Annotated in this window: 20 protein-coding genes; 12 read left to right on the forward strand and 8 right to left on the reverse strand. The window is 69.2% G+C overall.

Going from position 1 to position 21,943, the window contains the following annotated elements:
• Positions 1-31: 31 nt before the first annotated feature.
• Positions 32-493 (forward strand): VOC family protein, encoded by a 462-nt coding sequence (locus ACI7BZ_RS02805; RefSeq protein WP_414115679.1) that lies wholly within the window; start codon positions 32-34, stop codon positions 491-493.
• Here ACI7BZ_RS02805 and ACI7BZ_RS02810 read toward each other — a convergent pair.
• A complete protein-coding gene (locus ACI7BZ_RS02810; RefSeq protein ID WP_414115680.1) occupies positions 465-1,208 on the reverse strand; it encodes a TetR/AcrR family transcriptional regulator in 744 nt (247 codons plus the stop codon). The two genes, ACI7BZ_RS02805 and ACI7BZ_RS02810, sit on opposite strands and share 29 nt — an antisense overlap.
• 513 nt (positions 1,209-1,721) lie before the next feature.
• Between ACI7BZ_RS02810 and ACI7BZ_RS02815 the strand changes: the two genes are divergently transcribed.
• The 3 genes from ACI7BZ_RS02815 (at position 1,722) to ACI7BZ_RS02825 (ending at position 3,858) form a co-directional block, all read left to right on the forward strand.
• Complete coding sequence (locus ACI7BZ_RS02815) at positions 1,722-2,657, forward strand: lipid kinase (RefSeq protein ID WP_414115681.1); 936 nt, start codon at positions 1,722-1,724, stop codon at positions 2,655-2,657.
• Positions 2,657-3,400, forward strand: a complete 744-nt coding sequence (locus tag ACI7BZ_RS02820) for a TerC family protein (protein WP_414115682.1) — start codon at positions 2,657-2,659, stop codon at positions 3,398-3,400. Before ACI7BZ_RS02815 ends, ACI7BZ_RS02820 begins: the two co-directional genes overlap by 1 nt.
• A gap of 107 nt (positions 3,401-3,507) precedes the next feature.
• The gene (locus ACI7BZ_RS02825; protein ID WP_414115683.1) at positions 3,508-3,858 is read left to right on the forward strand and encodes a hypothetical protein; all 351 of its coding nucleotides are present in this window, start codon (positions 3,508-3,510) and stop codon (positions 3,856-3,858) included.
• A gap of 120 nt (positions 3,859-3,978) precedes the next feature.
• Here ACI7BZ_RS02825 and ACI7BZ_RS02830 read toward each other — a convergent pair whose 3' ends face one another.
• The 3 genes from ACI7BZ_RS02830 to ACI7BZ_RS02840 form a co-directional block, all read right to left on the reverse strand.
• The gene (locus ACI7BZ_RS02830; RefSeq protein WP_414115684.1) at positions 3,979-5,280 is read right to left on the reverse strand and encodes an NAD(P)/FAD-dependent oxidoreductase; all 1,302 of its coding nucleotides are present in this window, start codon (positions 5,278-5,280) and stop codon (positions 3,979-3,981) included.
• 124 nt (positions 5,281-5,404) lie between these two features.
• Positions 5,405-6,808, reverse strand: a complete 1,404-nt coding sequence (locus ACI7BZ_RS02835) for a glutamine synthetase family protein (RefSeq protein ID WP_414115685.1) — start codon at positions 6,806-6,808, stop codon at positions 5,405-5,407.
• A 251-nt stretch (positions 6,809-7,059) separates the two neighbouring features.
• A complete protein-coding gene (locus ACI7BZ_RS02840) occupies positions 7,060-7,908 on the reverse strand; it encodes a DUF3108 domain-containing protein (RefSeq protein WP_414115686.1) in 849 nt (282 codons plus the stop codon).
• A 305-nt stretch (positions 7,909-8,213) separates the two neighbouring features.
• On the opposite strand from ACI7BZ_RS02840, the gene infC reads away from it, so the two are divergent.
• Positions 8,214-8,738 carry a translation initiation factor IF-3 gene (gene infC, locus ACI7BZ_RS02845; RefSeq protein ID WP_414115687.1) on the forward strand — a complete coding sequence of 175 codons (525 nt, stop codon included), beginning with the start codon at positions 8,214-8,216 and terminating at the stop codon, positions 8,736-8,738.
• Positions 8,739-8,867: 129 nt separating this feature from the next.
• Here the strand turns inward: infC and ACI7BZ_RS02850 are convergent, their stop codons facing one another.
• Positions 8,868-9,560, reverse strand: coding sequence for a BA14K family protein (locus tag ACI7BZ_RS02850; RefSeq protein WP_414115688.1), 693 nt, complete (start codon positions 9,558-9,560; stop codon positions 8,868-8,870).
• A gap of 434 nt (positions 9,561-9,994) precedes the next feature.
• On the opposite strand from ACI7BZ_RS02850, the gene rpmI reads away from it, so the two are divergent.
• The 7 genes from rpmI (at position 9,995) to ACI7BZ_RS02885 (ending at position 18,100) form a co-directional block, all read left to right on the forward strand.
• Positions 9,995-10,195: a 50S ribosomal protein L35 gene (rpmI, locus tag ACI7BZ_RS02855; RefSeq protein WP_348833942.1), complete on the forward strand. Its 201-nt coding sequence runs from the start codon at positions 9,995-9,997 to the stop codon at positions 10,193-10,195.
• 30 nt (positions 10,196-10,225) lie between these two features.
• A complete protein-coding gene (gene rplT / locus ACI7BZ_RS02860) occupies positions 10,226-10,588 on the forward strand; it encodes a 50S ribosomal protein L20 (protein ID WP_414115689.1) in 363 nt (120 codons plus the stop codon).
• 139 nt (positions 10,589-10,727) lie between these two features.
• Complete coding sequence (gene pheS / locus ACI7BZ_RS02865) at positions 10,728-11,837, forward strand: phenylalanine--tRNA ligase subunit alpha (RefSeq protein WP_414115690.1); 1,110 nt, start codon at positions 10,728-10,730, stop codon at positions 11,835-11,837.
• A 147-nt stretch (positions 11,838-11,984) separates the two neighbouring features.
• Entirely contained in the window at positions 11,985-12,512 is a 528-nt protein-coding gene (locus ACI7BZ_RS02870; protein WP_414115691.1) for an endonuclease domain-containing protein, read from the forward strand.
• Positions 12,509-14,923, forward strand: a complete 2,415-nt coding sequence (pheT, locus tag ACI7BZ_RS02875; protein WP_414115692.1) for a phenylalanine--tRNA ligase subunit beta — start codon at positions 12,509-12,511, stop codon at positions 14,921-14,923. Before ACI7BZ_RS02870 ends, pheT begins: the two co-directional genes overlap by 4 nt.
• A 191-nt stretch (positions 14,924-15,114) precedes the next feature.
• A complete protein-coding gene (locus ACI7BZ_RS02880; protein WP_414115693.1) occupies positions 15,115-16,614 on the forward strand; it encodes a phosphomannomutase/phosphoglucomutase in 1,500 nt (499 codons plus the stop codon).
• 262 nt (positions 16,615-16,876) lie between these two features.
• Entirely contained in the window at positions 16,877-18,100 is a 1,224-nt protein-coding gene (locus ACI7BZ_RS02885) for a TIGR03862 family flavoprotein (RefSeq protein WP_414115694.1), read from the forward strand.
• Here the strand turns inward: ACI7BZ_RS02885 and ACI7BZ_RS02890 are convergent.
• The 3 genes from ACI7BZ_RS02890 to ACI7BZ_RS02900 form a co-directional block, all read right to left on the reverse strand.
• On the reverse strand, positions 18,090-18,647 hold the full coding sequence (locus ACI7BZ_RS02890; RefSeq protein ID WP_414115695.1) for a DUF924 family protein: 558 nt from the start codon (positions 18,645-18,647) through the stop codon (positions 18,090-18,092). The genes ACI7BZ_RS02885 and ACI7BZ_RS02890 overlap by 11 nt on opposite strands.
• The gene (locus tag ACI7BZ_RS02895) at positions 18,644-19,825 is read right to left on the reverse strand and encodes a CobW family GTP-binding protein (RefSeq protein ID WP_414115696.1); all 1,182 of its coding nucleotides are present in this window, start codon (positions 19,823-19,825) and stop codon (positions 18,644-18,646) included. Before ACI7BZ_RS02895 ends, ACI7BZ_RS02890 begins: the two co-directional genes overlap by 4 nt.
• Positions 19,826-20,195: 370 nt before the next feature.
• Positions 20,196-21,671 carry a D-alanyl-D-alanine carboxypeptidase family protein gene (locus ACI7BZ_RS02900; protein ID WP_414115697.1) on the reverse strand — a complete coding sequence of 492 codons (1,476 nt, stop codon included), beginning with the start codon at positions 21,669-21,671 and terminating at the stop codon, positions 20,196-20,198.
• Between the last annotated feature and the right edge of the window lie 272 nt (positions 21,672-21,943).

The following is a 21,943-nucleotide window of genomic DNA, read 5'->3' on the forward strand; positions in this document are numbered from 1 at the left end:
CCAGGCCACCAAGGCCGAGAAAGGAAGCACCATGCCCGCAGCCACCGCCCCTGCCTTCGGCCTTCACCTGGTGACCCTCGGCGTCGGCGACCTGGTGCGGGCCTGTGCCTTCTATGCCGCCATGGGGCTGGAGCGGCGCGACGCCTCGGCCGAAAGCGTCGCCTTCTTCGTCGCCGGAAACGTGCTGCTGAGCCTCTATCCCCGCCATCTCCTCGCCGAGGACGCGACAATCCCGGACGCCGGCGCGCCCGGCGGGTTCTCCGGCATCACCCTTGCGTGCAATGTCGCGCAGGCGGCGGACGTGGCCGCCGTCATCGCCCGCGCCGCAGCCGCAGGCGGGCGGATGGTGAAGCCGGCGCAGGCCGTGTTCTGGGGCGGAACCAGCGGCTATTTCGCCGATCCCGACGGGCATATGTGGGAAGTGGCCCACAATCCATTCTTCCCGTTCGACCCGCAGGGGCGGCTTACCGTGCCGGACGCCCCCGGCACGTGAGCGCCCAGAGGGTGGCGGCCAGCCGCGCTGCATTGCGCTGCGGCTGGCGGTCCGTGCGGGCACCGTAGGCCCGCATGAAGACCCGCACAGCCCCCTTCACGGAGCGTTCCACCGCTGCCGGATCGAGCGCGTCGCTGGAGCCGATGAGGACAGGGGTCGTCACCCCGTCCTTGCACAGGGTGAGGAACTGGCTCGCCGCCTGCTCCACGTCCTCGATCTCCAGCACGCCCTGCTGCACCTTGGCGGCGAGATAGACCGACAGGCGCTTGATGCCCTCGCACGGCCCCGCCTGGAAGAAGCGCCGGCCGATATTCGGAAACTTACTGGAAATGGCGATGACGGTGCGCAGCAAGGCAATGTTGCTGGGGCGCAGTACCGCCTGGATGAAGGAAAAGCCGAGCTTTGTCAGGACGGCTTCCACATCCTCCCCGGCAAGATCAAGCACGAACATGCGTTCTGCTGTCTCGCTGCATTCGCTGTCCACCAACGCCGAAAACAGATCTTCCTTGTTCTCGAAATAGACGTAGAGGGTACCCTTGGAGACCCCGGCGGCGCGGGCAATATCGCCCATGCTGGCGGCATCGAAGCCGCGCTCGAAGAACACTTCCCGCGCCCCGGCCAGGATCTGGCTGCGCTTTTCGGGGTCCTGCCCGGCCCCGTGCCCGGCATCGCGGCCGTCCGCCAACCGTCCGGCAATGCCGGCGTCACAGCTCACGTCATTCATCTTCAACCGTCTCTTCCCCCCACCTTCGTTCTTGGGCGATGGCGGGGACCCGGCGCAAGCTGCGATGACGTTCGCCCCCTCATGGGACGCCGCCGTTGCATGCCAGCCACACATTGCACCACAGAAAATTGACCGAACCGTTCGGTACGCTCTTGCAATGCCCGAAGTCCTGCGCTAAATCAATGTTCATCGAACCGAACCGTTCGGTCAATCGCTTGGAACCGCAACCCAAGCGCTGATCGGACCTGAGGGAGGAGAGCAACGCCCCCGCTCTCCTCCCTTTTTCGTTTCCACCGCCTGGGCCCCTTCCGCAACGCGCCCCTATCGCTCCCTCGGCGCATCTGCGACATTCCGCCACAACCGCCTTGGCGGCGCCGGGACACCCCTTACCTTACCGGAACCGATCCGGGCCCCTCTGGCGCCGCTCCCGCTGCGCGATGTCGGATCACCGCGTGCTCAGCACTCTCCGGGATAGAGGCCCTCCATGATCGCATGTCCGGCTGCATGACCGCACCGCCTTTCCCCCGACGCCGCGCCCTTTTCCTCGCCAACCCCGGTGCCCGAAACGGCACCGCGCCGCTGGAGCGCGTGCGCGCGCTCTTGGCCGAACGGCTTGAGCTTGTGGACACGCCCTGGCCCGGTGCCCCCGGCCTCTCCAACCTCATCCGCGCCCGCGCCGGCGATGTGGACCTCGCCATCATCGGCGGCGGCGACGGAACGCTGAACGCCGCCGCCGCCGGCCTTTCCGACACCCGGCTGCCCCTCGGCATCCTGCCCCTGGGCACGGCCAACGATTTTGCCCGTACCCTCGCCATCCCCCTCGATCCGCTGGCTGCGGCGCGGCTGATCGTGACCGGCGCGCACCAGCCCATCGATCTGGGCGAGGTGAACGGGCATCCCTTCCTCAATGTGGCGAGCATCGGCTTTTCCGCCGATCTCGCCCGCGCCCTCACGCAGGAGGCCAAGCGCCGCTTCGGCGTGCTCGGCTACGCCCTCGTCGCCGCCCGCCTGCTGGTCCAGTCCCGCCTGTTCACCGCCTTCATCGAGCATGACGGAACGGTGGAAAAGGTGCGCACCCTGCAGGTCACCGTCGGCAACGGACGCCACTATGGCGGCGGCATGACGGTGGCCGACACCGCCACGGCAGACGACGGACGGCTGGATTTCTACAGCCTGGAGGTGGACCACTGGTGGCGCCTCCTCGCGCTCTTGCCCAGCCTGCGCCGCGGCACGCAGGGCCAGTGGAACGACGTGCGCGCCTTCCGCACCACGCAGGTGGTGGTGCGCACCAGCCGCCCCCGGGAGGTGAACACCGACGGCGAGCTCGTCACCTTCACCCCCGCCCATTTCACCGTGCGCCCCGCGGCAATCCGGGTCTACGCCCCGCCGCCGGACGCCGCCGCCTCCTCCACCAACCGCCCCACCAAAGGTGCCTCGTGATGGATTACCTCCTGCAACTCGCCGCAGACCCCGCCGCCTGGGTGGCCCTGGTGACGCTGGTGGCCATGGAAGTGGTGCTCGGCATCGACAACCTGATCTTCATCTCCATCCTCACCAACAAGCTGCCCCCCCAGCACCGCACCAAGGCCCGGCGCATCGGCATCGGCCTTGCGCTCATCCTGCGCCTCGCCCTGCTGGGCACCATCGCCATCATCGTCAAGCTGACGACGCCCATCTTCTCCGTGCTCGGGCAGGGCTTCTCCTGGCGCGATCTCATTCTCATCGCCGGCGGCCTGTTCCTGGTGTGGAAGGCCACCACGGAAATCCACCACAACGTGGACCCGCGCACCCACAGCGAGGATGTGCGCGAGGCCAAGGTCACCATCGGCTTTGCCGCCGCCATCGTGCAGATCCTGATGCTCGACCTCGTCTTCTCCATCGACAGCATCATCACCGCCGTGGGCATGACGGAGCACATCCCCATCATGATCATCGCCGTGGTTGCGGCGGTCACCTGCATGCTGCTCGCCGCCGATCCGCTGGCGAAGTTCATCGAGGCCAATCCCACGGTGGTGATGCTCGCCCTCGGCTTCCTCATCATGATCGGCATGACGCTGATCGCGGAAGGCTTCGGCGCCCATGTGCCCAAGGGCTATGTCTATGCCGCCATGGGCTTCTCGACCGCCGTCGAAGCCCTCAACATGATGGCGCGCAGGCGCCGGAGCGCGCAGCCCCACGGCTGATGCCGCACCGGGGGCCGGCGCCGCATGGCGGGCGGGGCCGGTCCCCATTATGCTTGCCGCGGCGCCGGCATCCCGGCGCGCCTGTCACCACCAGCCCGAGGTGGGCCATGCCCTCTTTGCCTGTCGTCCGTTCCCTCCTCCTCGCCCTCGCGCCGCTGCTCGCGCTCCTTTCGGCGCCGGCGGCCATGGCCGCGTGCCTCGAACAGATCGTCACGGTTCAGGAAGCGCTGAAGAAGCGCCAGCCGCCGCCGCAGAAGCCGCCGTCGCAGGAACAGAGCATCGCCGCGCAGGTGGATCGCCAGCCCACCCCCGGCTCCCTGGCCGCCGCCGGCCTCTCGGGGCCGGAGACCGGCGCCTGGGGCGCGCTCAACCAGGCCATCAACCTGCAGGCCGCAGGCGACGAGGCCGGCTGCCTCAAGATGCTGGGCGAGGCGCGCCGGCTCGGCGGCATCGACTGAAACCAACGGCCCGTGCGCATGGCTCACGGGCCGTTGCTCAAGCCCGCGCAGCGGTTGAGCGAACCCACCAGGCGCCGGTGAAAGGCCAAGACCGATGGCATGAGCCGGCGCCGGCCCGCCTCACAGGCGATCGCGCAGGGCGTAATAGCTGAGGCCGGCCACCAGGAGCGGATAACGCACCAGCGTTCCCCCCGGGAAGGCCGGAACCGGCAGGCGCTGCAACAGGTCGAACCGCTCGATCCGGCCGCGCACCGCCTCCGCCAGGATCTTGCCGAACAGGGGGGCGAGGGCGACGCCCTGCCCGCAATAGCCCGCCGACACCAGCACATGGTCCGACAGGCGCCGCACGAACGGCAGGCGCGGCAGGGTGATGCCGAGCACGCCGCCCCATCCGTAGTCGATGCGCACGTCCGCAAGCTGCGGGAAGATCTTCAGCATATAGGGCCGCACGAAGCCCGGCACGTCCGCCCTGAGGCTGCGCCGGTAGCTCTCGCCCCCGCCGAACAGCAGCCGGCCGTCGCCGCTGAGACGGAAGTAGTTGACCACGAAGCGGCTGTCGGCCACCGCCGCATCGCTGGCGATGATCTGCCGGGCCACCTCGCCCAAGGGCTCGGTGGCGACCACATAATTGCAGATGGGCATGACGTGGGAATCCACCCGCCGGTCCAGCCCGTCCATCAGGCCGTTGCCGCATTCCAAGAGGAAGCCGGCACTCACCGTGCCCCCCGCATCGGTGGTCACGCGCACGCCGGCGCCTTCCTCCACCTTCACCACCCGCGTTCCCTCGTGGATCACCGCGCCGGCCGCCTGCGCCGCCTTGGCGAGGCCGAGGGCGAAATTGAGCGGGTGGAGGTGGCCCGCCCCCTTGTCCAGCACACCGCCGAAATAAGCGGACGAGCCCACCAATGCGCGCATCTGCTCGCGCGAGAGGGGCTCGATCTCGCCATAACCGTAGGTGTCGGCAAGGTGGCGGGCATAAGCGTGGCTGTGCGCCACGAAGTGCGGCTTGTGATCGGCGAGGATGAGGCCGTCCCGCAGGTCGCAGGCGATGGCATGGCGCTGGACCAGATCGCGCACCAGCGCCTTGGCTTCCTCCGCGAGGGACCAGAGCTTCCGCGCATCCTGCCGGCCTACGGCCTTCTCCAGGAATTCCTGGTCCCGCCGCTGGCCGGAATGGATCTGCCCGCCGTTGCGGCCGGAGGCGCCGGAGCCCACCCGGGCAGCCTCCAGCAGCACCACACTGAAGCCGGCCTCCGCCAGATGGAGGGCGGCGGACAGGCCGGTGTAGCCGCCGCCCAGCACACACACATCCGCCCGCACCTCCCCGAGCAGGGGCGGAAACGAGGGGCAGGGCACGGCCGTGGCCGCATACCAGGAACTGGCGTGTCCGGCGGGGTTCAAGGGCGCAGCGGTGCGCTGCATGGCATCCCCCTTCTTGTTGACGGGGCGCGGCGATCACCGTCGCGCCGTGCGCTCGCGAGGGGCAGAAGGACCCGCGCGGGTCAAGGGCGGCCGCCGGGCATTGGGGCCGGGACCGCCCCCGGCCCTACACGTTGAGCAGCAGGTATTCCCGCTCCCATGGGGAGATGACCCGCATGAAGGTTTCGAATTCCGCCTGCTTGACCGCGGCATAGGTGGCGACGAAGCGCCGGCCCAGCACCTCGGCGAGGGGCTCGCTGCTCTCGAAGGCGGCCACCGCCTCCAGCAAGCCGCGGGGCAGGTCGAAGTCGAGGTCCTTGGCGTCGCCCTCCAGCGGGTCGGTGGCGCGCAGGTTCTCGACGATGCCGAGATAGCCGCAGGCCAGCGAAGCGGCGATGACGAGGTAGGGGTTGGCGTCGGAGGACGGCACCCGGTTTTCCAGCCGCCGGGCCTCCGGCACGGAGGGCGGCACGCGCAGGCCGGCGGTGCGGTTGTCGTAGCCCCACTGGAGATTGATGGGCGCCATGGAATCGCGGGTGAGCCGCCGGTAGGAATTCACGTAAGGCGCCAGGATGCACATCACCGACGGCAGGTATTTCTGGTGCCCGGCGATGAAGGAGAAGAATTCCGGCGTCGGGTCCCCGTCCTCGTCCGAGAAGATGTTGCGCCCGGTCTCGGCGGAGACGACCGACTGGTGGATGTGCATGGCGCTGCCCGGCTCGTTGGCGATGGGCTTGGCCATGAAGGTGGCGTAGATCTTGTGGCCGAGGGCCGCTTCCCGGATGGTGCGCTTGAACAGGAAGACCTGATCCGCCAGCGTCAGCGGGTCGCCGTGGCGCAGGTTGATCTCCATCTGCGCGGCGCCGTCCTCATGGATCAGCGTGTCGATCTCCAGGCCCTGGGCCTCGGAATAATCGTAGATATCCTCGAACAGGGCGTCGAATTCATTCACCGCCTGGATGGAATAGGACTGGCGGCCGATCTCCGGCCGGCCCGAGCGGCCCACCGGGGGCTTCAGCGGATAATCGGGATCGGTGTTGGGCTCCACCAGGTAGAATTCGATCTCCGGCGCCACCACCGGCTTCCAGCCGCGGTTGGCATAGAGGCCGAGCACGTGCTTCAGCACCTGGCGGGGGGAGACCTCCACCGGGCGGCCGTCCCGGTGAAAGGCGTCATGGATCACCTGCGCGGTGGGGTCCTGCGCCCACGGCACGCTGCACAAGGTGGACAGGTCCGGCTCCAGCACCAGGTCGCTGTCCGCCACCACCGAATCCACCAGCCCCTCATAGGAAGGATATTCGCCGGAGATGGTCTGGAAGAAGACCGAGAGCGGAAGGTTCATCACCGGCGAGGAGAAGAATTTCGAGGCGGGCATGATCTTGCCCCGGGCGACGCCCGCCAGATCGGGCACCGTGCATTCGATCTCCGTGATGCCCCGGCCCGCCATCCACGCTTTCGCTTCGCTCAGCGAAGAGACGCCGCGTGGCGCCGTGATGTCACTCTTCTGCACACCCTTGCTGCGTTTCGCCATGATGTCCTCGGGCGTGAACCGCTCACGCCCCCTCAGGGAACACCTGCGTCATGGCGGGTGTCAACGCGGGACACTACGCACACCCTCCGGCCCGGCGCCGGCATCCGTTCCGGCCGCGCCGGAAAGGCGGAACAGGCGCCGAACGAATCACGATCGAATCGCCGCAAGCGAATGTTCCCGCTTCTCCCCCTACGACATGTGGGGGACAGGCGGCGGCAGGAGCGGATTCCCGCACCCGCCCCAGTGTCGCCTCAGGGGCGCGGCGCGCTGATGGGGACGGTGCTGCTCCTGGCCTCGGTATCGAAGGCCTCGGCCTGAAGGACCGCGGTGCCGATGAGCGTGGCGACGGACACCTTGAACGGCGCCATCAGCCGCGTGCCGGCGACCGGCACCATCCACACAAACATATCCTTGTTTTCCATCAGATATTTGATGGTGTAGCGGCTGGGCCGGTGGCCGGCCACCGGGGCGTAGCGCACGGCGCACACCACCGCCGGGCCGGCATAGCCCTGCGCCTTCACCTTCTCCGTGCGCAGGTAGGAGAGCGTGAGGTCGTAGCGCTGGCGCCCGTCGAACACGGGAATCGCGCGCTCGCAGGCCGCCGGCGACAGCAGGTCGGCGGTGCCCGGCACATAGATGAAGGCGCCGCTCATGGGGTCGATGATGTTCTGGAGCACGCCGGGCGTCACCGGCACGCGGTCCGGCAGCGGCTTGAGGGCGGGCTCCACGTCCATTTCCTTGACGCTGCCGCCGGCCATGGCGACTCGGGCGCTCTCCTCCTTGCCGTCGGCCTCGGCGTTCATGGCATAGACGCGCGGCACCATCTTGCCGCCGCTCAGCGCGCCGCGGGCCGCCGCCACCCCCTTGCCCGAGGACACAGCGCGCAGCACGCCGGTGACCCGGGCGGAGCCGGAAATCTCATAGGCGTTTTCGCCGGCCTCCACGACAATGGAGCCGCGCCCCAGTTCCACCCCACCGACGGTGAGGGTGTATTTGGCATTCAGCCGGCCATCGGCCAGCGCCGGCAGCGCCGAAAAGCCCAGTGCTACGGTGGCGAAAGCGAGGCGCGCGAACATCGCGGCGCAATGAGGCTCAATCATGCGATGCGTCCCTGTCCGGCGGGGCGGCGCGGCCTGCCGAGCGTGCGAAGCAGACCCGATGCGCTTCACATGCGCAAGGAAGGCGGCTGAACTGTGGCCCGCCGGGGCGCGCCGGCCCCGCGGCCCGGGCGCGCGGAGTGCTTGCGAATCCTGATGGGTCATTGACTTTACGTCCGTTTGTCACGATCTTTCCAGCCTACCCCAGACGACGGGTCGCGATGACGACGGCAAGGACCGGCGCCGCGTGCCGCGCGCTCCCGGGGTTCGTGTCAATCACTGAGGAGACTGAAGCCATTCGCCGCCCCATGAGACCCGTCGCGCCGGAGAAGGATGGACCGCGCGTCAATGAGGAAATCCGCATCCGCGAAGTCCAGCTGATCGACCAGGACGGGCAGAACCGCGGTGTCCTGGCCATTCGCGATGCCCTCGCCCTCGCGCAGGAGGCCGGCCTCGACCTCGTGGAGATATCCCCGAACTCCGCGCCCCCCGTCTGCAAGATCCTCGACTACGGCCGCTTCAAGTATCAGAACCAGAAGAAGGCGAGCGAGGCCCGCAAGAAGCAGAAGGTGGTGGAGGTCAAGGAGATCAAGCTCCGGCCCGGCATCGACATCCACGATTACGAGGTGAAGATGAAGGCCATGCAGCGCTTCTTCGAGGAAGGCGACAAGGTGAAGGTCACCCTGCGCTTCCGCGGGCGCGAGATGGCCCATCAGGACATCGGCTTCAAGCTGCTTCAGAAGCTGAAGGAAGACGTGGCCACCATCGCCAAGGTCGAGGCCGAGCCCATGCTAGAGGGCCGGCAGATGATCATGATCCTCGCCCCGCGCTGAAGCGGCGCCGGCGGTCGCAGCCCCCCTCAGGAACATGAAAGGCCCGGCGCGCCATGGCGCGCCGGGCCTTTTTCATGCTGTACGCAGCGCCTGCGCCGCGGCCCGCTTCACGCCGGCCGCGGCAGGCTGTCATGGGCAGGGATGCTGGAACCCGTCATAGCCCGTATAGGTGCCGGTGGCCGGATTGTAGGAGCGGAAGCGCGCCATGCAGTAGGCCACCGCATCGTCATAGGCCGGCTCGCTCGCAGCCACCGCCGCGCCGACGGCAACGGCACTGGCCACGCCCAGCGCGATCCAGGCACCGGTATTGTTGTAGTAGCCCCAGCCCCAGCCGGGACGGTACCAGCCCCAGCCCGGACGCCACGGTCCCGGACCCCAGGCCCCCGGAGGCGGACGCCAGCCGGGACGGCCCCAGCCCGGAGGCGGCGGACGCCAGCCGGGGCGATTCCAGCCCGGGCGGTTCCAGCCGGGCCGGTTCCAGCCGGGGCCAGCCGCCACCACGCGGCGCGGTCCGACTGCGCGGGCCCCTACGAAGCGCGCCCCGCCGGCACGATAGCCTGCGGCGCGGAAGCCGCCGGCGCGATACCCGCCGGCACGGAAGCCACCGGCGCGAAAGCCGCCCGCCCGCATGCCGCCGGCGCGGAAGCCACCGCCGCGGCCGCCGCCGCGGCCGCCGCCGCGAAATGCCGCCTCATCCACCGCCGCAGCCGTATTCAGGCCACCGGGCGCCACGAGGCCAAGGCGCAGCGCCTGGGCTCCCACCGGCGCCGCAGCGAAAGCAAGGACGCCGCTGGCCGCCATTGCGGCTGCAAGCAGGACCACCCTTCTTGTTCCGAACATGATGTCCACTCCCCTAACGCTACCTACCTTCGAACGCGTTTGTGTCGTTTGTTTCGCTCGAACGATGGCAAGTTACGGCGACAACGCGGCAAAGGTGTTGCCGGGCCACTTATAGCCGGCCGCGGCGTTCAAACCTGCGTGACGCAGGGGCAAACGCCCCTGCGGAAGCGCCAAACTATCGCGGCTTGCGCACCGGCGCAGCCTGGGGACGATGCGGAGGCCGCCGCCATGGCGGGGCCGCGGCGCCGGCCTAGGGTCCCGGCGCTTGCGTTTCCCCCCGCTCTCCTGTAACGACTGCCGCCTTCGAGCCGGCCGGCGAACAAGGGCTGCCGCGCTGGCTCATATCGCTCAACAGCAACAAGAGGCTGAGCGTTCCCCGCCGCAAGGCGCGGTGAAGCCATGCCACGGAGAGCAAAATGCCCAAGATGAAGACCAAGTCGGGAGCGAAGAAGCGCTTCCGTCTGACGGGTACGGGAAAAGTGATCGCGGCCCAGGCCGGCAAGCGCCATGGCATGATTAAGCGGACCAACAACCAGATCCGCAATCAGCGCGGCACCACCATCCTCGCCGAGTGCGACGGGCGTGTGATCCGCAAGTCGTTCCTGCCGAACGGCTGACGCCGCACCGCGATCTGAAGGAGTTTTTCCATGGCCCGCGTGAAACGTGGCGTTACTTCCCACGCCAAGCACAAGAAGGTCTTCAAAGCCGCCAAGGGCTTTTACGGCCGTCGCAAGAATACCATCCGCGCTGCCAAGTCGGCCGTCGAACGGTCGATGCAGTATGCTTACCGCGATCGCAAGGTGAAGAAGCGCAACTTCCGCGCGCTCTGGATCCAGCGCATCAATGCCGGTGTGCGCGCGCTTGATCTCGACCTCACCTATTCCCGATTTATCGATGGTCTCGGCCGGGCCGGGATCGAGGTGGATCGCAAGGTGCTCTCGGATATCGCCATCCACGAGCCCGAGGCGTTCAAGGTCCTGGTGGAGCAGGCCAAGGCCGCTCTGGCCTGACCGCTCCGCTCCCGTCCGTTCCGAGACCTTCAAAAGCCCCGTGCGGTCATCCGTCCGGGGCTTTTCCGTTTGGGCGCGCCGCGTCTATAAGCGGGCGCGCCGGCCCCGCACGGACTTCCAGAACTCCAAGGACTTCCACATGTCCGACTTCGTCCTGACCGACCACCCGGCCCTCGACGCTTTGGAGCGGGACATCGCCACCGCCATCCTCGGGGCGCAGGACGAGGCCACCCTCGACGAGGTGCGCGTCGCCGCCCTCGGCAAGAAGGGCTCGGTCTCCGACCTCCTGAAATCGCTGGGCGCCATGAGCCCGGACGAGCGCAAGGTGATGGGTCCCGTCATCAACGGCCTGCGCGACCGGCTGCAGGGCCTCATCGCCGCCCGCAAGGGGGCGCTGAAGGCCGCCGCGCTGGAAGCCCGCCTCGCCACCGAGACGGTGGACGTCACCCTGCCCGTGCGCGAGGCCGCCGCCGAGGCCGGGCGGGTGCACCCCATCGCCCAGGTGATGGAGGAACTCACCGCCATCTTCGCCGACATGGGCTTTTCGGTGGCGGAAGGGCCGGACATCGAGGACGATTTCCACAATTTCACGGCGTTGAACTTTCCCGCCGGCCACCCGGCGCGGGAAATGCACGACACCTTCTTCCTGCCCCCCGGCCCGGACGGGGACCGCAAGGTGCTGCGCACCCACACGTCCCCGGTGCAGGTGCGCACCATGCAGGCATCGAGGCCGCCCATCCGCGTCATCTGCCCCGGCCGCACCTATCGCTGCGATTCGGACCAGACCCATACCCCCATGTTCCACCAGGTGGAGGGGCTGGTGATCGACAGGCAAGCCCACCTCGGCCACCTGAAGTGGATTCTGGAAGAATTCTGTAAGTCCTTCTTCGAGGTTGAGGGGGTGAAGATGCGCTTCCGCCCCTCCTTCTTCCCCTTCACCGAGCCCTCCATGGAAGTGGACATCCAGTGCGACCGCTCCCGCCCCGGCGAGATCCGCTTCGGCGAGGGCTCCGACTGGCTGGAAATCCTCGGCTGCGGCATGGTGCACCCCAATGTGCTCAGGAATTGCGGCATCGACCCGGATGAATACCAGGGCTTTGCCTGGGGCATGGGGATCGACCGCATCGCCATGCTGAAATACGGCATGAGCGACCTGCGCGCCTTCTTCGAAGCGGACGTGCGCTGGCTCTCCCACTACGGCTTCCGCCCTCTGGACTTTCCCACCCTGGCCGGCGGCCTGAGCGCGTAGGGACGCATGATGCTCCCGGTCCTGCCCCCTCCCCCACCCTCCCCCGCAGGCGGGAGAGGGGGTTCGGCCGGTGACAGGCGGAAAAGCCCTCTCCCGCCTGCGGGGGAGGGTTGGGAGGGGGCAAACGCCCGTTGCGGGAACAGGACCATGGACGAGGAGCAAGGCCCGAACTGGCGTGTCTCACGTGGACTGAGGGTCCGCGCCCGGAGCCTCCGCGGCACCCAGACCGATGCCGAGCAGCGTCTCTGGACCGAGCTTCGCGGCCATCGCCTCACCGGAATGAGCTTCCGCCGCCAACATCCCCTCGGTCCCTACGTGGTTGATTTCATCTGCCTGCCGGCAAGGCTCGTCATCGAAGTGGACGGTGGACAACACTATACGCCCGAGGGACTGGCGCGGGATCGACGCCGCGAGTGCTTCCTCGCGGACAGGGGGCTGACCGTGCTGCGGTTTTCCAACCTTGATGTGCTGAACAACATGAGCGGCGTGCTCGAAACCATAAGCACCTTCGCAACCGGCGGGGCGCCCCCTCCCCCACCCTCCCCCGCAAGCGGGAGAGGGGGTTCGGCCGGTGACAGGCGGAAAAGCCCTCTCCCGCCTGCGGGGGAGGGTTGGGAGGGGGCAAACCCCGGCGATGCGGAACAGGTGGATCAGGAACAGGACCTCACACCATGAAATTCACCTTCTCCTGGCTCCAGGACCACCTTGAGCCCACCGCCTCGTTCGACCAGATCGTCGAGCGCCTGTCCCTCATCGGCCTGGAGGTCGAGGGGGTGGAGGACAAGGCGAAGCAGCTCGCGCCCTTCGTGGTGGGCGAGGTGCTCACGGCCGAGAAGCACCCGAACGCGGACAAGCTGAAGGTCTGCACCGTCTCCATCGGGGCCGGCGCGCCCATCCAGGTGGTGTGCGGCGCGCCCAATGCCCGCGCCGGGCTGAAGACCGTGTTCGCGGCACCGGGCACGGTCATTCCCGCCACCGGCACTGCGCTCAAGGTGGGCAAGATCCGCGACGTGGAAAGCCGCGGCATGCTCTGCTCGGCCCGCGAGATGGGCCTTTCGGAAGAGCATGAGGGCATCATGGAGCTGCCGGAAGACGCCCCCGTGGGCGCGCCCTTCGCGCAGGTGCTGGGCCTGAACGACCCGGTGGTGGAAATCGCCGTCACCCCCAACCGGGCCGATTGCCTGGGTGTCGCCGGCGTGGCGCGCGACCTTGCCGCCGCCGGCCTCGGCGAACTGATGGCGCCGCGGGTGATGCCGGTGGAGGGCAGCTTCCCCGCCCCGCTCTCCGTCACGCTGGATTTCGCCGGCACCGCCCCCCTCTGCCCCGCCTTCGCGCTGCGGGTGGTGAAGGGCGTGACCAACGGCCCCTCTCCCCAGTGGATGCAGGAGCGCCTCGCCGCCATCGGCCTGCGCCCCATCAACGCGCTGGTGGACATCACCAATTTCATGACCTTCGACCGCAACCGCCCGCTCCATGTGTTCGACCTGAAGAAGGTGGCGGGCAATCTGGTGGTGCGCCGGGCGAAGGCGGGCGAGACCCTGCTGGCGCTGGACGGCAGGACCTACACCCTGGACGAGGGCATGTGCGTCATCGCCGACGACACCGGCGTGGAGAGCCTGGCCGGCATCATGGGCGGCGAGGCCACCGGCTGCGACGAGAGCACCACCGACGTGGTGATCGAATCGGCCCTGTGGGACCCCATCAACATCGCCCACACCGGCCGCAGGCTCGGCATCAATTCCGATGCCCGCTTCCGCTTCGAGCGCGGCATCGACCCCGCCTTCACCTTGCCGGGGCTGGATCTGGCCACCCATCTGGTGCAGGAGATCTGCGGCGGCGAGGCCTCGCAGGTGGTGCTGGCGGGCGCCGTTCCCGACACCACCCGCACCATCGCCTTCCCCCTCGGCGAGGTGAAGCGCCTGACCGGGCTCGACGCCAGCGAGGCGGAAATCCGCGGCGTGCTGGAAAAGCTCGGCTTCGCCGTCGCCGGCAGCGCGCCGGTGCTGGATGTGGTGCCGCCCTCCTGGCGCGGCGACATCGAGGGCAAGGCGGACCTGGTGGAAGAAGTGGTGCGCATCCTCGGCCTGGAGCGCGTGCCCGCCACCGAGCTGCCCCGCGGCGCGGATGCCCGCAAGGCGGTGCTCACGCCGCTGCAGCTGCGCAGCCGCAAGGCCCGCCGCGCGCTGGCGGCCCGTGGCATGGTTGAGGCCGTCACCTGGTCCTTCGTCAGCCGGGAGGCCGCGCGCCTGTTCGGCGGCGGGGCGCCGGAACTGGCGCTGGCCAATCCCATTGCCGCCGAGCTGTCGGACATGCGCCCCAGCCTCCTGCCCGGCCTCATCGCCGCGGCGGGGACCAATGCGGCCCGCGGCTTTGCCGACGTGGCCCTGTTCGAGGTGGGGCAGGTGTTCCTGGACGACACCCCCACCGGCCAGCGGCAGGCCGCCTCCGGCATCCGCCGCGGCACCGCCCGGCCCACCGGCGCCGGCCGCCACTGGTCCGGCACCGCCGGCGCGGTGGACGTGTTCGACGCCAAGGCCGATGCGCTGGCGGCGCTTGCCGCCTGCGGCGCCCCGGCGGGCAACCTCCAGGTCACCGCCGATGCGCCCGGCTGGTACCATCCCGGCCGCTCGGGCACCTTGCGGCTCGGCTCCAACGCCATGGCCCATTTCGGCGAGATCCACCCCGCCGTGCTGGAGGCCCTCGACGTGGCCGGCCCGCTGGTGGCGTTCGAGATCGTCCTCGACAAGATCCCCGAGCCCAAGGCCAAGGCCACCCGGGTGAAGCCGGCGCTGGACATTTCCGCCTTCCAGCCGGTGAAGCGCGACTTCGCCTTCGTGGTGGGGCGCGCCGTGGCGGCGGCCGACATCCTCAAGGCGGCCCAGGGGGTGGACCGCAAGCTCGTCACCGGCGTCAATGTCTTCGACATCTACGAGGGCAAGGGCATCGACCCCGACAGCAAGTCGGTGGCGGTGGAGGTCACCCTCCAGCCGCGCGAGCGCACCTTGACCGACAAGGAGATCGAGGAGGTGGCCGGCAAGATCGTGGCCGAGGTGGCGAAGAAGACCGGCGCCACCCTGCGGGCCTGACGCCGCTTCAGGCCCGCTGCGCGGGTTGCGAAAACCTTGGTGCCCGGCCGCGCGCCGGGCACATCTATTATAATACCTCCCGATAAATCCAGCCGATCAGGTCAGCTTTTGCCGGCGCAAGGGCGTTCGTTCGGTCACGATTTCATGCTATCTCGCACCTGCGAAATTCCCGCCGCCGAGGAGCGCCCCTGATGTTTCCGACGCCGAAGCCGGTCCTCACCCCCAACACCTATGCCTATGAATCCGAGCCCATGGTGAAGCCGACCGGCTTCCGGGAATATGATGCCCGCTGGCTCTTCCAGAAAGAGATCAACCTCATGGGCGTGCAGGCGCTGGGCATGGGCCTGGGCACGCTGATGCACGAGATGGGCGTGAAGCCGCAGATCGTCACCGGCCACGACTTCCGCTCCTATTCCGCCTCCATCAAGCTGGCGCTGGTGTCCGGCCTCATGGCCGCGGGCATCAAGGTGCACGACATCGGCCTTGCCATGTCGCCCATGGCCTATTTCGCCCAGTTCGCCCTCGACGTGCCGGCGGTGGCCATGGTGACCGCCTCCCACAACGACAACGGCTGGACCGGCGTGAAGATGGGCGTCAACCGCCCCCTCACCTTCGGGCCGGACGAGATGACCCGCCTGAAGGAGATCGTGCTGGGCGCGAAATTCGACCTGAAGGGTGGCGGCGCCTATGTGTTCGTGGAGAATTTCCCCGAAATCTATTTCAAGGATCTCACCGACCGGCCGAAGCTGAAGCACCCCATCAAGGTGATCGCCGCCTGCGGCAACGGCACCGCCGGCGCCTTCGCCCCGCGCATCCTCGAGGCGCTGGGCGCGCAAGTGATCCCGCTGGACTGCGACCTCGACCACACCTTCCCCAAATACAACCCCAACCCGGAAGACATGGAGATGCTCCATGCCATGCGGGACGCGGTGCTGGAGCACAAGGCGGACCTCGCGCTGGGCTTCGACGGCGACGGCGACCGCTGCGGCGTGGTGGACGACCTGGGCGAGGAGATCTTCGCCGACAAGATGGGCGTGCTGCTGGCCCGCGACCTCGCCAAGCTCCACCCCGGCGCCACCTTCGTGGTGGACGTGAAGTCCACCGGCCTGTTCGCCACCGACCCCGAGCTGATCAAGCTCGGCGTGAAGGCGGACTATTGGAAGACCGGCCATTCCTACATGAAGCGCCGGGTGAACGAGAGCGGCGCCCTGGTGGGCTTCGAGAAGAGCGGCCACTATTTCTTCAACAAGCCCATCGGACGCGGCTATGACGACGGCCTCGTCTCCGCCATCGCCGTGCTGGACATGATGGACCGCAACCCGGGCAAGAAGCTCTCGCAATTGCGCGAGGCCCTGCCCAAGACCTGGTCCTCCCCCACCATGTCGCCCCATTGCGCCGACGAGGCCAAGTACGGCATCGTCGCCCAGGTGGTGAAATATTATGAAGAGCAGGCCGCCAAGGGCGCCCTCGTCACCGGCCAGAAGATCCGCGACCTCGTGACCGTGAACGGCGTGCGCATCACCTGCGAGGACGGCTCGTGGGGTCTGGTGCGCGCCTCCTCCAACAAGCCGGAGCTGGTGGTGGTGGTGGAAAGCCCGGTCTCGGAGGCCCGCATGCGCGAAATGTTCAAGGAAGTGGACAGCGTGCTGCGCACCCACCCGGAAGTGGGCGAATACAACCAGACCATCTGACGCTAGAGCGCGATCCGATCAAATTGAACCAATTTGAGCGGTGAATCGCCCTCTAACTTACTGGATAGAGCCGCATTCCGTATCTTTTGCAGCCCTCCCCCGTCCCGCGGGGGAGGGCTTTCGTTTTCGCCCGGGAACCGCAAGAGTGGGCGGCGCCCCGACTTGGTGCCCGACTTGGCGCCCGACTTGGCGCCCACCTTGGCACCCCCTCGGCCGCGGACGAATGCCGCCGCCGACGAGAATTTGAGGATCCGGACCCAGCTTGACCCCTTCTTCCCCCTTCATCGCCATCGTCGGCGCCGGCCCGGCCGGCCTTTCCGCCGCGGAGGTGCTCGCCGCCGCCGGAGCACGGGTGGCGGTCTACGACCGCATGCCCTCGGTCGCCCGCAAATTCCTCATGGCCGGGCGCGGCGGGCTCAACCTCACCCATTCCGAGCCGCTGCCCCGTTTCCTCACCCGCTACGGCGCGGCGGCGGAGCGGCTCGCCCCGGCGCTGGAGGCATTTTCGCCCGAGGCCCTGCGCCATTGGGCGGCGGAGTTGGGCGAGGAAACCTTCGTGGGCTCCAGCGGGCGGGTGTTCCCCCTCAGCTTCAAGGCCTCGCCCCTGCTGCGCGCCTGGCTCGCCCGGCTGCGGGAGGCCGGCGTCACCTTCCACCTGCGCCACGATTTTTGCGGCTGGACCGACGCCGGCGCCCTCGCCTTCCGCACGCCCGCGGGCGCGCAGGCGGTGGCGGCCGACGCGGTGATCCTGGCACTGGGCGGCGCCTCCTGGCCGCGCCTCGGCGCCAACGGGGGATGGGTGGAGGTGCTGCGGGCGGCGGGGGTGGCGGTGAACGCGCTGGCGCCGGCCAACATGGGCGTGACCATCGCCTGGTCGGAGCATTTCCGCAGCCGCTTCGCCGGCACGCCGCTGAAGCGCATCGCCGTGCATTTCGGCAAGACCGTGGTGCGCGGCGAGGCGGTGGTGACGGCGGCGGGGCTGGAGGGCGGCGCCATCTATGCCCTGTCCACCGACCTGCGGCGGGCGCTGGGCCACCGCTCCATCACCCTCAACCTGGACCTGCGCCCGGACGTGGACGAGAAGGCCCTTGCCGGCCGCCTCGCCGCCGCCCGGCCGAAGGAGTCCTACGCCACTTTGCTGGCCAAGGCCGGTGGCCTCGCGCCAGTGGCGGCGAACCTGGTGCGCGAGGTCACCGGCCCGGCGCGGCCGGATGCCGCCGCCCTGGCCGCCCTCATCAAGGCGCTGCCGCTGACGGTGACGGGCCATGCCGGGCTGGAGCGGGCCATCTCCAGCGCCGGCGGCATCGCCTGGAAGAACATCGCGCCTGATTACGCGCTTATGGGCCTGCCGCCTTATGTCCCGCCGGTGTTCGCCGCCGGCGAGATGCTGGATTGGGAGGCCCCCACCGGCGGCTATCTGCTGCAGGCCTGCTGCGCCACCGGCCGCGCCGCCGCGCAGGGGGTGAAGGCGCGCTTCAGCCTGTGAAGCCGCCGGCGTCCAGCCACGCCTGCTCTTCCGCCGTCATGGCACGGCCGAGGATGGGGTTGCGGTGGGGAAAGCGGCCGAAGCGGGTGATGGCCTCCTGGTGCGCCAGGGCATAGGCGAGGCCTTCCGCCTGCCCCAGCGCGCGATACATCTCCACGCAGCGCGCCTGGGCCGCCGCATCCTCCGCATGCATGAAGGGCAGGAAGAAGAAGGCGCGCAAGGCGGGGGGAATTTCCGCCGCCTGGTCGAAGCCGCGGGCCAGCGCCGCCTCGGCCGCCGCCAGGGCTGCGGCGTCGCTGGCAAAGGCGCGGGGCGTGCCGCGGAAGACGTTGCGCGGCACCTGGTCCAGCACGATGATGCGGGCCAGCGCGCCCGAAGGCGCCTGCGCCCAGTCATCCAGCGCGCCGGCCACGGCGGCTTCGTGGACCGGCAGCAGCGCCGCGCGCACCTGCCCATCGAAGGCCGCCCCGCCGCCGAACCATTTTTCCCGCCCGGCGGCATGCCAGAAGTCCAGCACCCCCTGCGCCGTCATCGCGACAGAACTCATCGCGGCAATCCCGGCGGGGCGAGGGGATTGGCGGTGAGCGCCGCGCTGTCGGGGGCATCCACCTCCGGCACGCCGAGGAAGGCGTTGAACAGGCGGGTGATGACCTTGGGATCGAGGTCACGCACGATCATCACCAGCCGGGTGCGGTGGTCGTCGTCGGGCCATTCCGGCAGGCGCACGGGCGGATGCAGCACATGCTGCACCCCGTGGAGCACGATGGGCGCGCCCGGGTCCTCCGCCACCTTCACGATGGCCTTGAGCCGCAGCAGGTTGGCGCCATGGGTGGCGCGCAGCAACTCCAGGAACAGGTCCAGCGTGCCCGCCGGGATGGCCGCGTCGGTGGCGAGGGTGAAGGCGCGGATGCGGTCGTCGTGGCGGTTGGGATCAAGGCCCTGCGCCCCTTGCGTGACCGCCTGCTGGCTCCCTTGCGCCGCCTCCTGCGCCGCCAGCACCTGCTCCGCCGCCAGCCAGCGGGCCACGTCCGGCGTCCGGGTGGCGGGGTCGTAGAGGCCGGCATTCAGCAGGGCGTCGGCGGTGGCCTCCCCCGCCGCGGCATCCAGCTGGCGGGCGGCGGGCGCGAGGCGCTTCAGCCGCGCCTTCAGGGCCGCGAGGCCGGCGGCCCCTTCCGGCGTGGCGAGAAGATCGGTCTTGGTCAGCACCAGCCGGTCGGCCATGGCCGCCTGCTTCACCGCTTCCTCGTGGGCGTCGAGGGTGGCCGCACCGTTCACCGCATCCACCACGCACACCACCCCGTCGAGGCGGTAGCGCATGGACAGGTAGGGGTGCGTCATCAGGGTGTGCAGCACCGGGGCGGGATCGGCCAGGCCGGTGGTCTCGATCATCACCCGGGAGAAGGGCGGCAAACGGTCGTTGTCGCGGCCCCGCAGCAGGTCCTCCAGCGCCGCCACCAAATCGCCCCGCACGGTGCAGCACAGGCAGCCGGAAGCGAGCATGACGATGCCCTCCTCCACCGGCCGCACGAACAGATGGTCCAGCCCCACCTCGCCGAACTCATTGATGAGCACGGCGGTGTCGGCCAGCGCCGGATCGGCCAGCAGGGCATTGAGCAGGGTGGTCTTGCCGGCGCCGAGAAAGCCGGTGAGCACGGTGACCGGAAGGGGGGGCGGCGGCCCGCGGCGGGGGGCGGGCTCGGTGGGAACGGGTGCTTCACCCGGCATGGCTGGACCCCCTGGGTGGGAACGGCGAAGATTCTTCCCACCTGCCTCCACGAGACGCAGGCCCCGGTCAAGCCAGCCGGAGGGAAAACCGGCGTGGCGGGCGGCACGCAGAGAGGCCGGCGCGCGCTCATGCCAGGATGGTGAAGGCGTGCCCCATTCTATCGAGAGACCGGCCGCGCCGGGAATCGCCCTGCGGCGCGCGGCTCGGGATCGTCCTGGGCGAACCGGGAGGGCACGTGCCGCAAGCTGCGGGGCAACCCGCCTGCCCGGCCGGCGACGCCGGCGAAGCGAACTGCCGGGCCAGCGCCGGCGCATGTGAGGGCAGGCTGGGGCTCGCCAAGCCGGCCTGCAATTCCGCGGGCGCGTGCGCTTAGGTCGCCGGCTTGGCGGCGGCGGTGGTTCCGGCCTCGGGCGGCTTGGCGGCGGGCGTCGCTGCCGGGGCCGCCGCCGGCTTGGGCTTGGGCTTCGGCGCGGGCACCGAGCCGGCGGTGACCGGCGCGGCCGGCTGCACCTGCTTCTTGGCCGGCGCGGCGGAGGCGCTCCCGGAGGCGGCATCGGGCTTCGGCTTCGCCGCGGCGGTGGCGGAACCGGACGAAGCCGGCTTGGGCTTTGCCGCCTGCTTCTTGGCCGGCGCGCCTTCGCCGGTGCTTGCCGTGGCCGTGCCGCCATCCGCGTCCGCGGGCTTGGAGGCGGGGCTGGAGGCCGGCTTGGCAGCGGTCTGCTTCTTCTTCGGCTTCTCCTCCTGCGCATAGGCGGTGGAGAGATCCTGCGGCGCGCTGCGCGTGCCCACATACACCTGCACCGGCGGCATGGAGGGCGGCAGGGTCTGAAGCAGCTCGGCGCCGGACTTGGGCAAGGTGGGGGTGGCGAAGGCGAAGCCGGCGCTGGCGTTGGGGTCGGGCTCGTCGTCCGCCTCGGAGGCCACGCGCCGCCCGCCGCACACTTCGGCCTTCATGTCCCCGGGCGCCCCGCCCTGGTTCTGCAGGCCCGACAGCAAGGGCGAGGCGGAGCCGAACACCGTCCAGGAGGATTGGAAGCCCTTCTCGAACAGCAGCGCCGTCTGCTCGGTGCGGGCGACGCCCGAGCGGGCGCCGAGCACCACGGCGATGAGCCGCTTGTTGCCGCGGGTGGCGGTGGCCACCAGATTGTAGCCCGAGCTACAGATGAAGCCGGTCTTCATGCCGTCGGCGCCGGGATAGCGGTCGATCAGGCGGTTGTAGTTGCGCAGCACCGCCTTGCCGATACGGATGGCGGGGATGCGGAACAGCATCTCATGCTCGGGAAAATGATAGATGATGGCGCGGGCGAGGATGGCGAGGTCCCGGGCTGTGGTCACCTGGTCCGGGTCCGGCAGGCCGTTGGGATTCTCGAAATGGGTGCCGGTCATGCCCAGATGCGCGGCGACGGCGTTCATCTCCGCCACGAAGGCGGGCAGCGAGCCGCCCACGCCTTCCGCCACCACCACCGCCATGTCGTTGGCGGACTTCACCATCACCATCTTGATGGCATTGTCGAGGGTGACCACGGTGCCGGGCTTGAAGCCCATCTTCGACGGCTGCTGGGAGGCGGCGACCGCGGAGACGGTGAGGGGCGTGTCCATGGTGACGCGCCCGGCCTTCACCGCATTCAGCGCCACATAGACGGTCATCAGCTTGGTGACGGAAGCCGGATACCACGGCCGGCCGGCATCCTTCTGCTCCAGCACCCGGCCGCTGTCCGCCTCCACCAGAAGCACGGGCCCGGCCTGCGCCGGCAGGGCCAGAAGCAGGGCCGGGAGAAGGCCCAGCAGCGCCGCGGCAAGCGGAAGCCAGGTCACGCCGGCGAGGCGGCTGGATTTCGTGCGCACCAACCGTTCCACTCCCGTATGGACGAAGGGCTATCAGGCGATAAGACCTCTCCTTACCCGGTTTCGCAACCGCGGAAAAGCCGAAATGCACAAAGGAAAAGCCGGGGACTGCGCAAGAAGGGGGCGGGTGGCGCGGGCATTCTGCCTGCCACAATCTTGCCGAATTCACGCCGGCCACGCTTTCCGGGAAAGCCAAACCTTCGGCTTGGCTTTCCTGCCGGCCCGAAGCCCAGGTTTTTCTGCCTGCCGCACGGTCACCCTCTGCGGGCGGC

Origin of the sequence: Xanthobacter sp. AM11, assembly GCF_047444035.1 — a bacterium.
Lineage (GTDB): Bacteria > Pseudomonadota > Alphaproteobacteria > Rhizobiales > Xanthobacteraceae > Xanthobacter.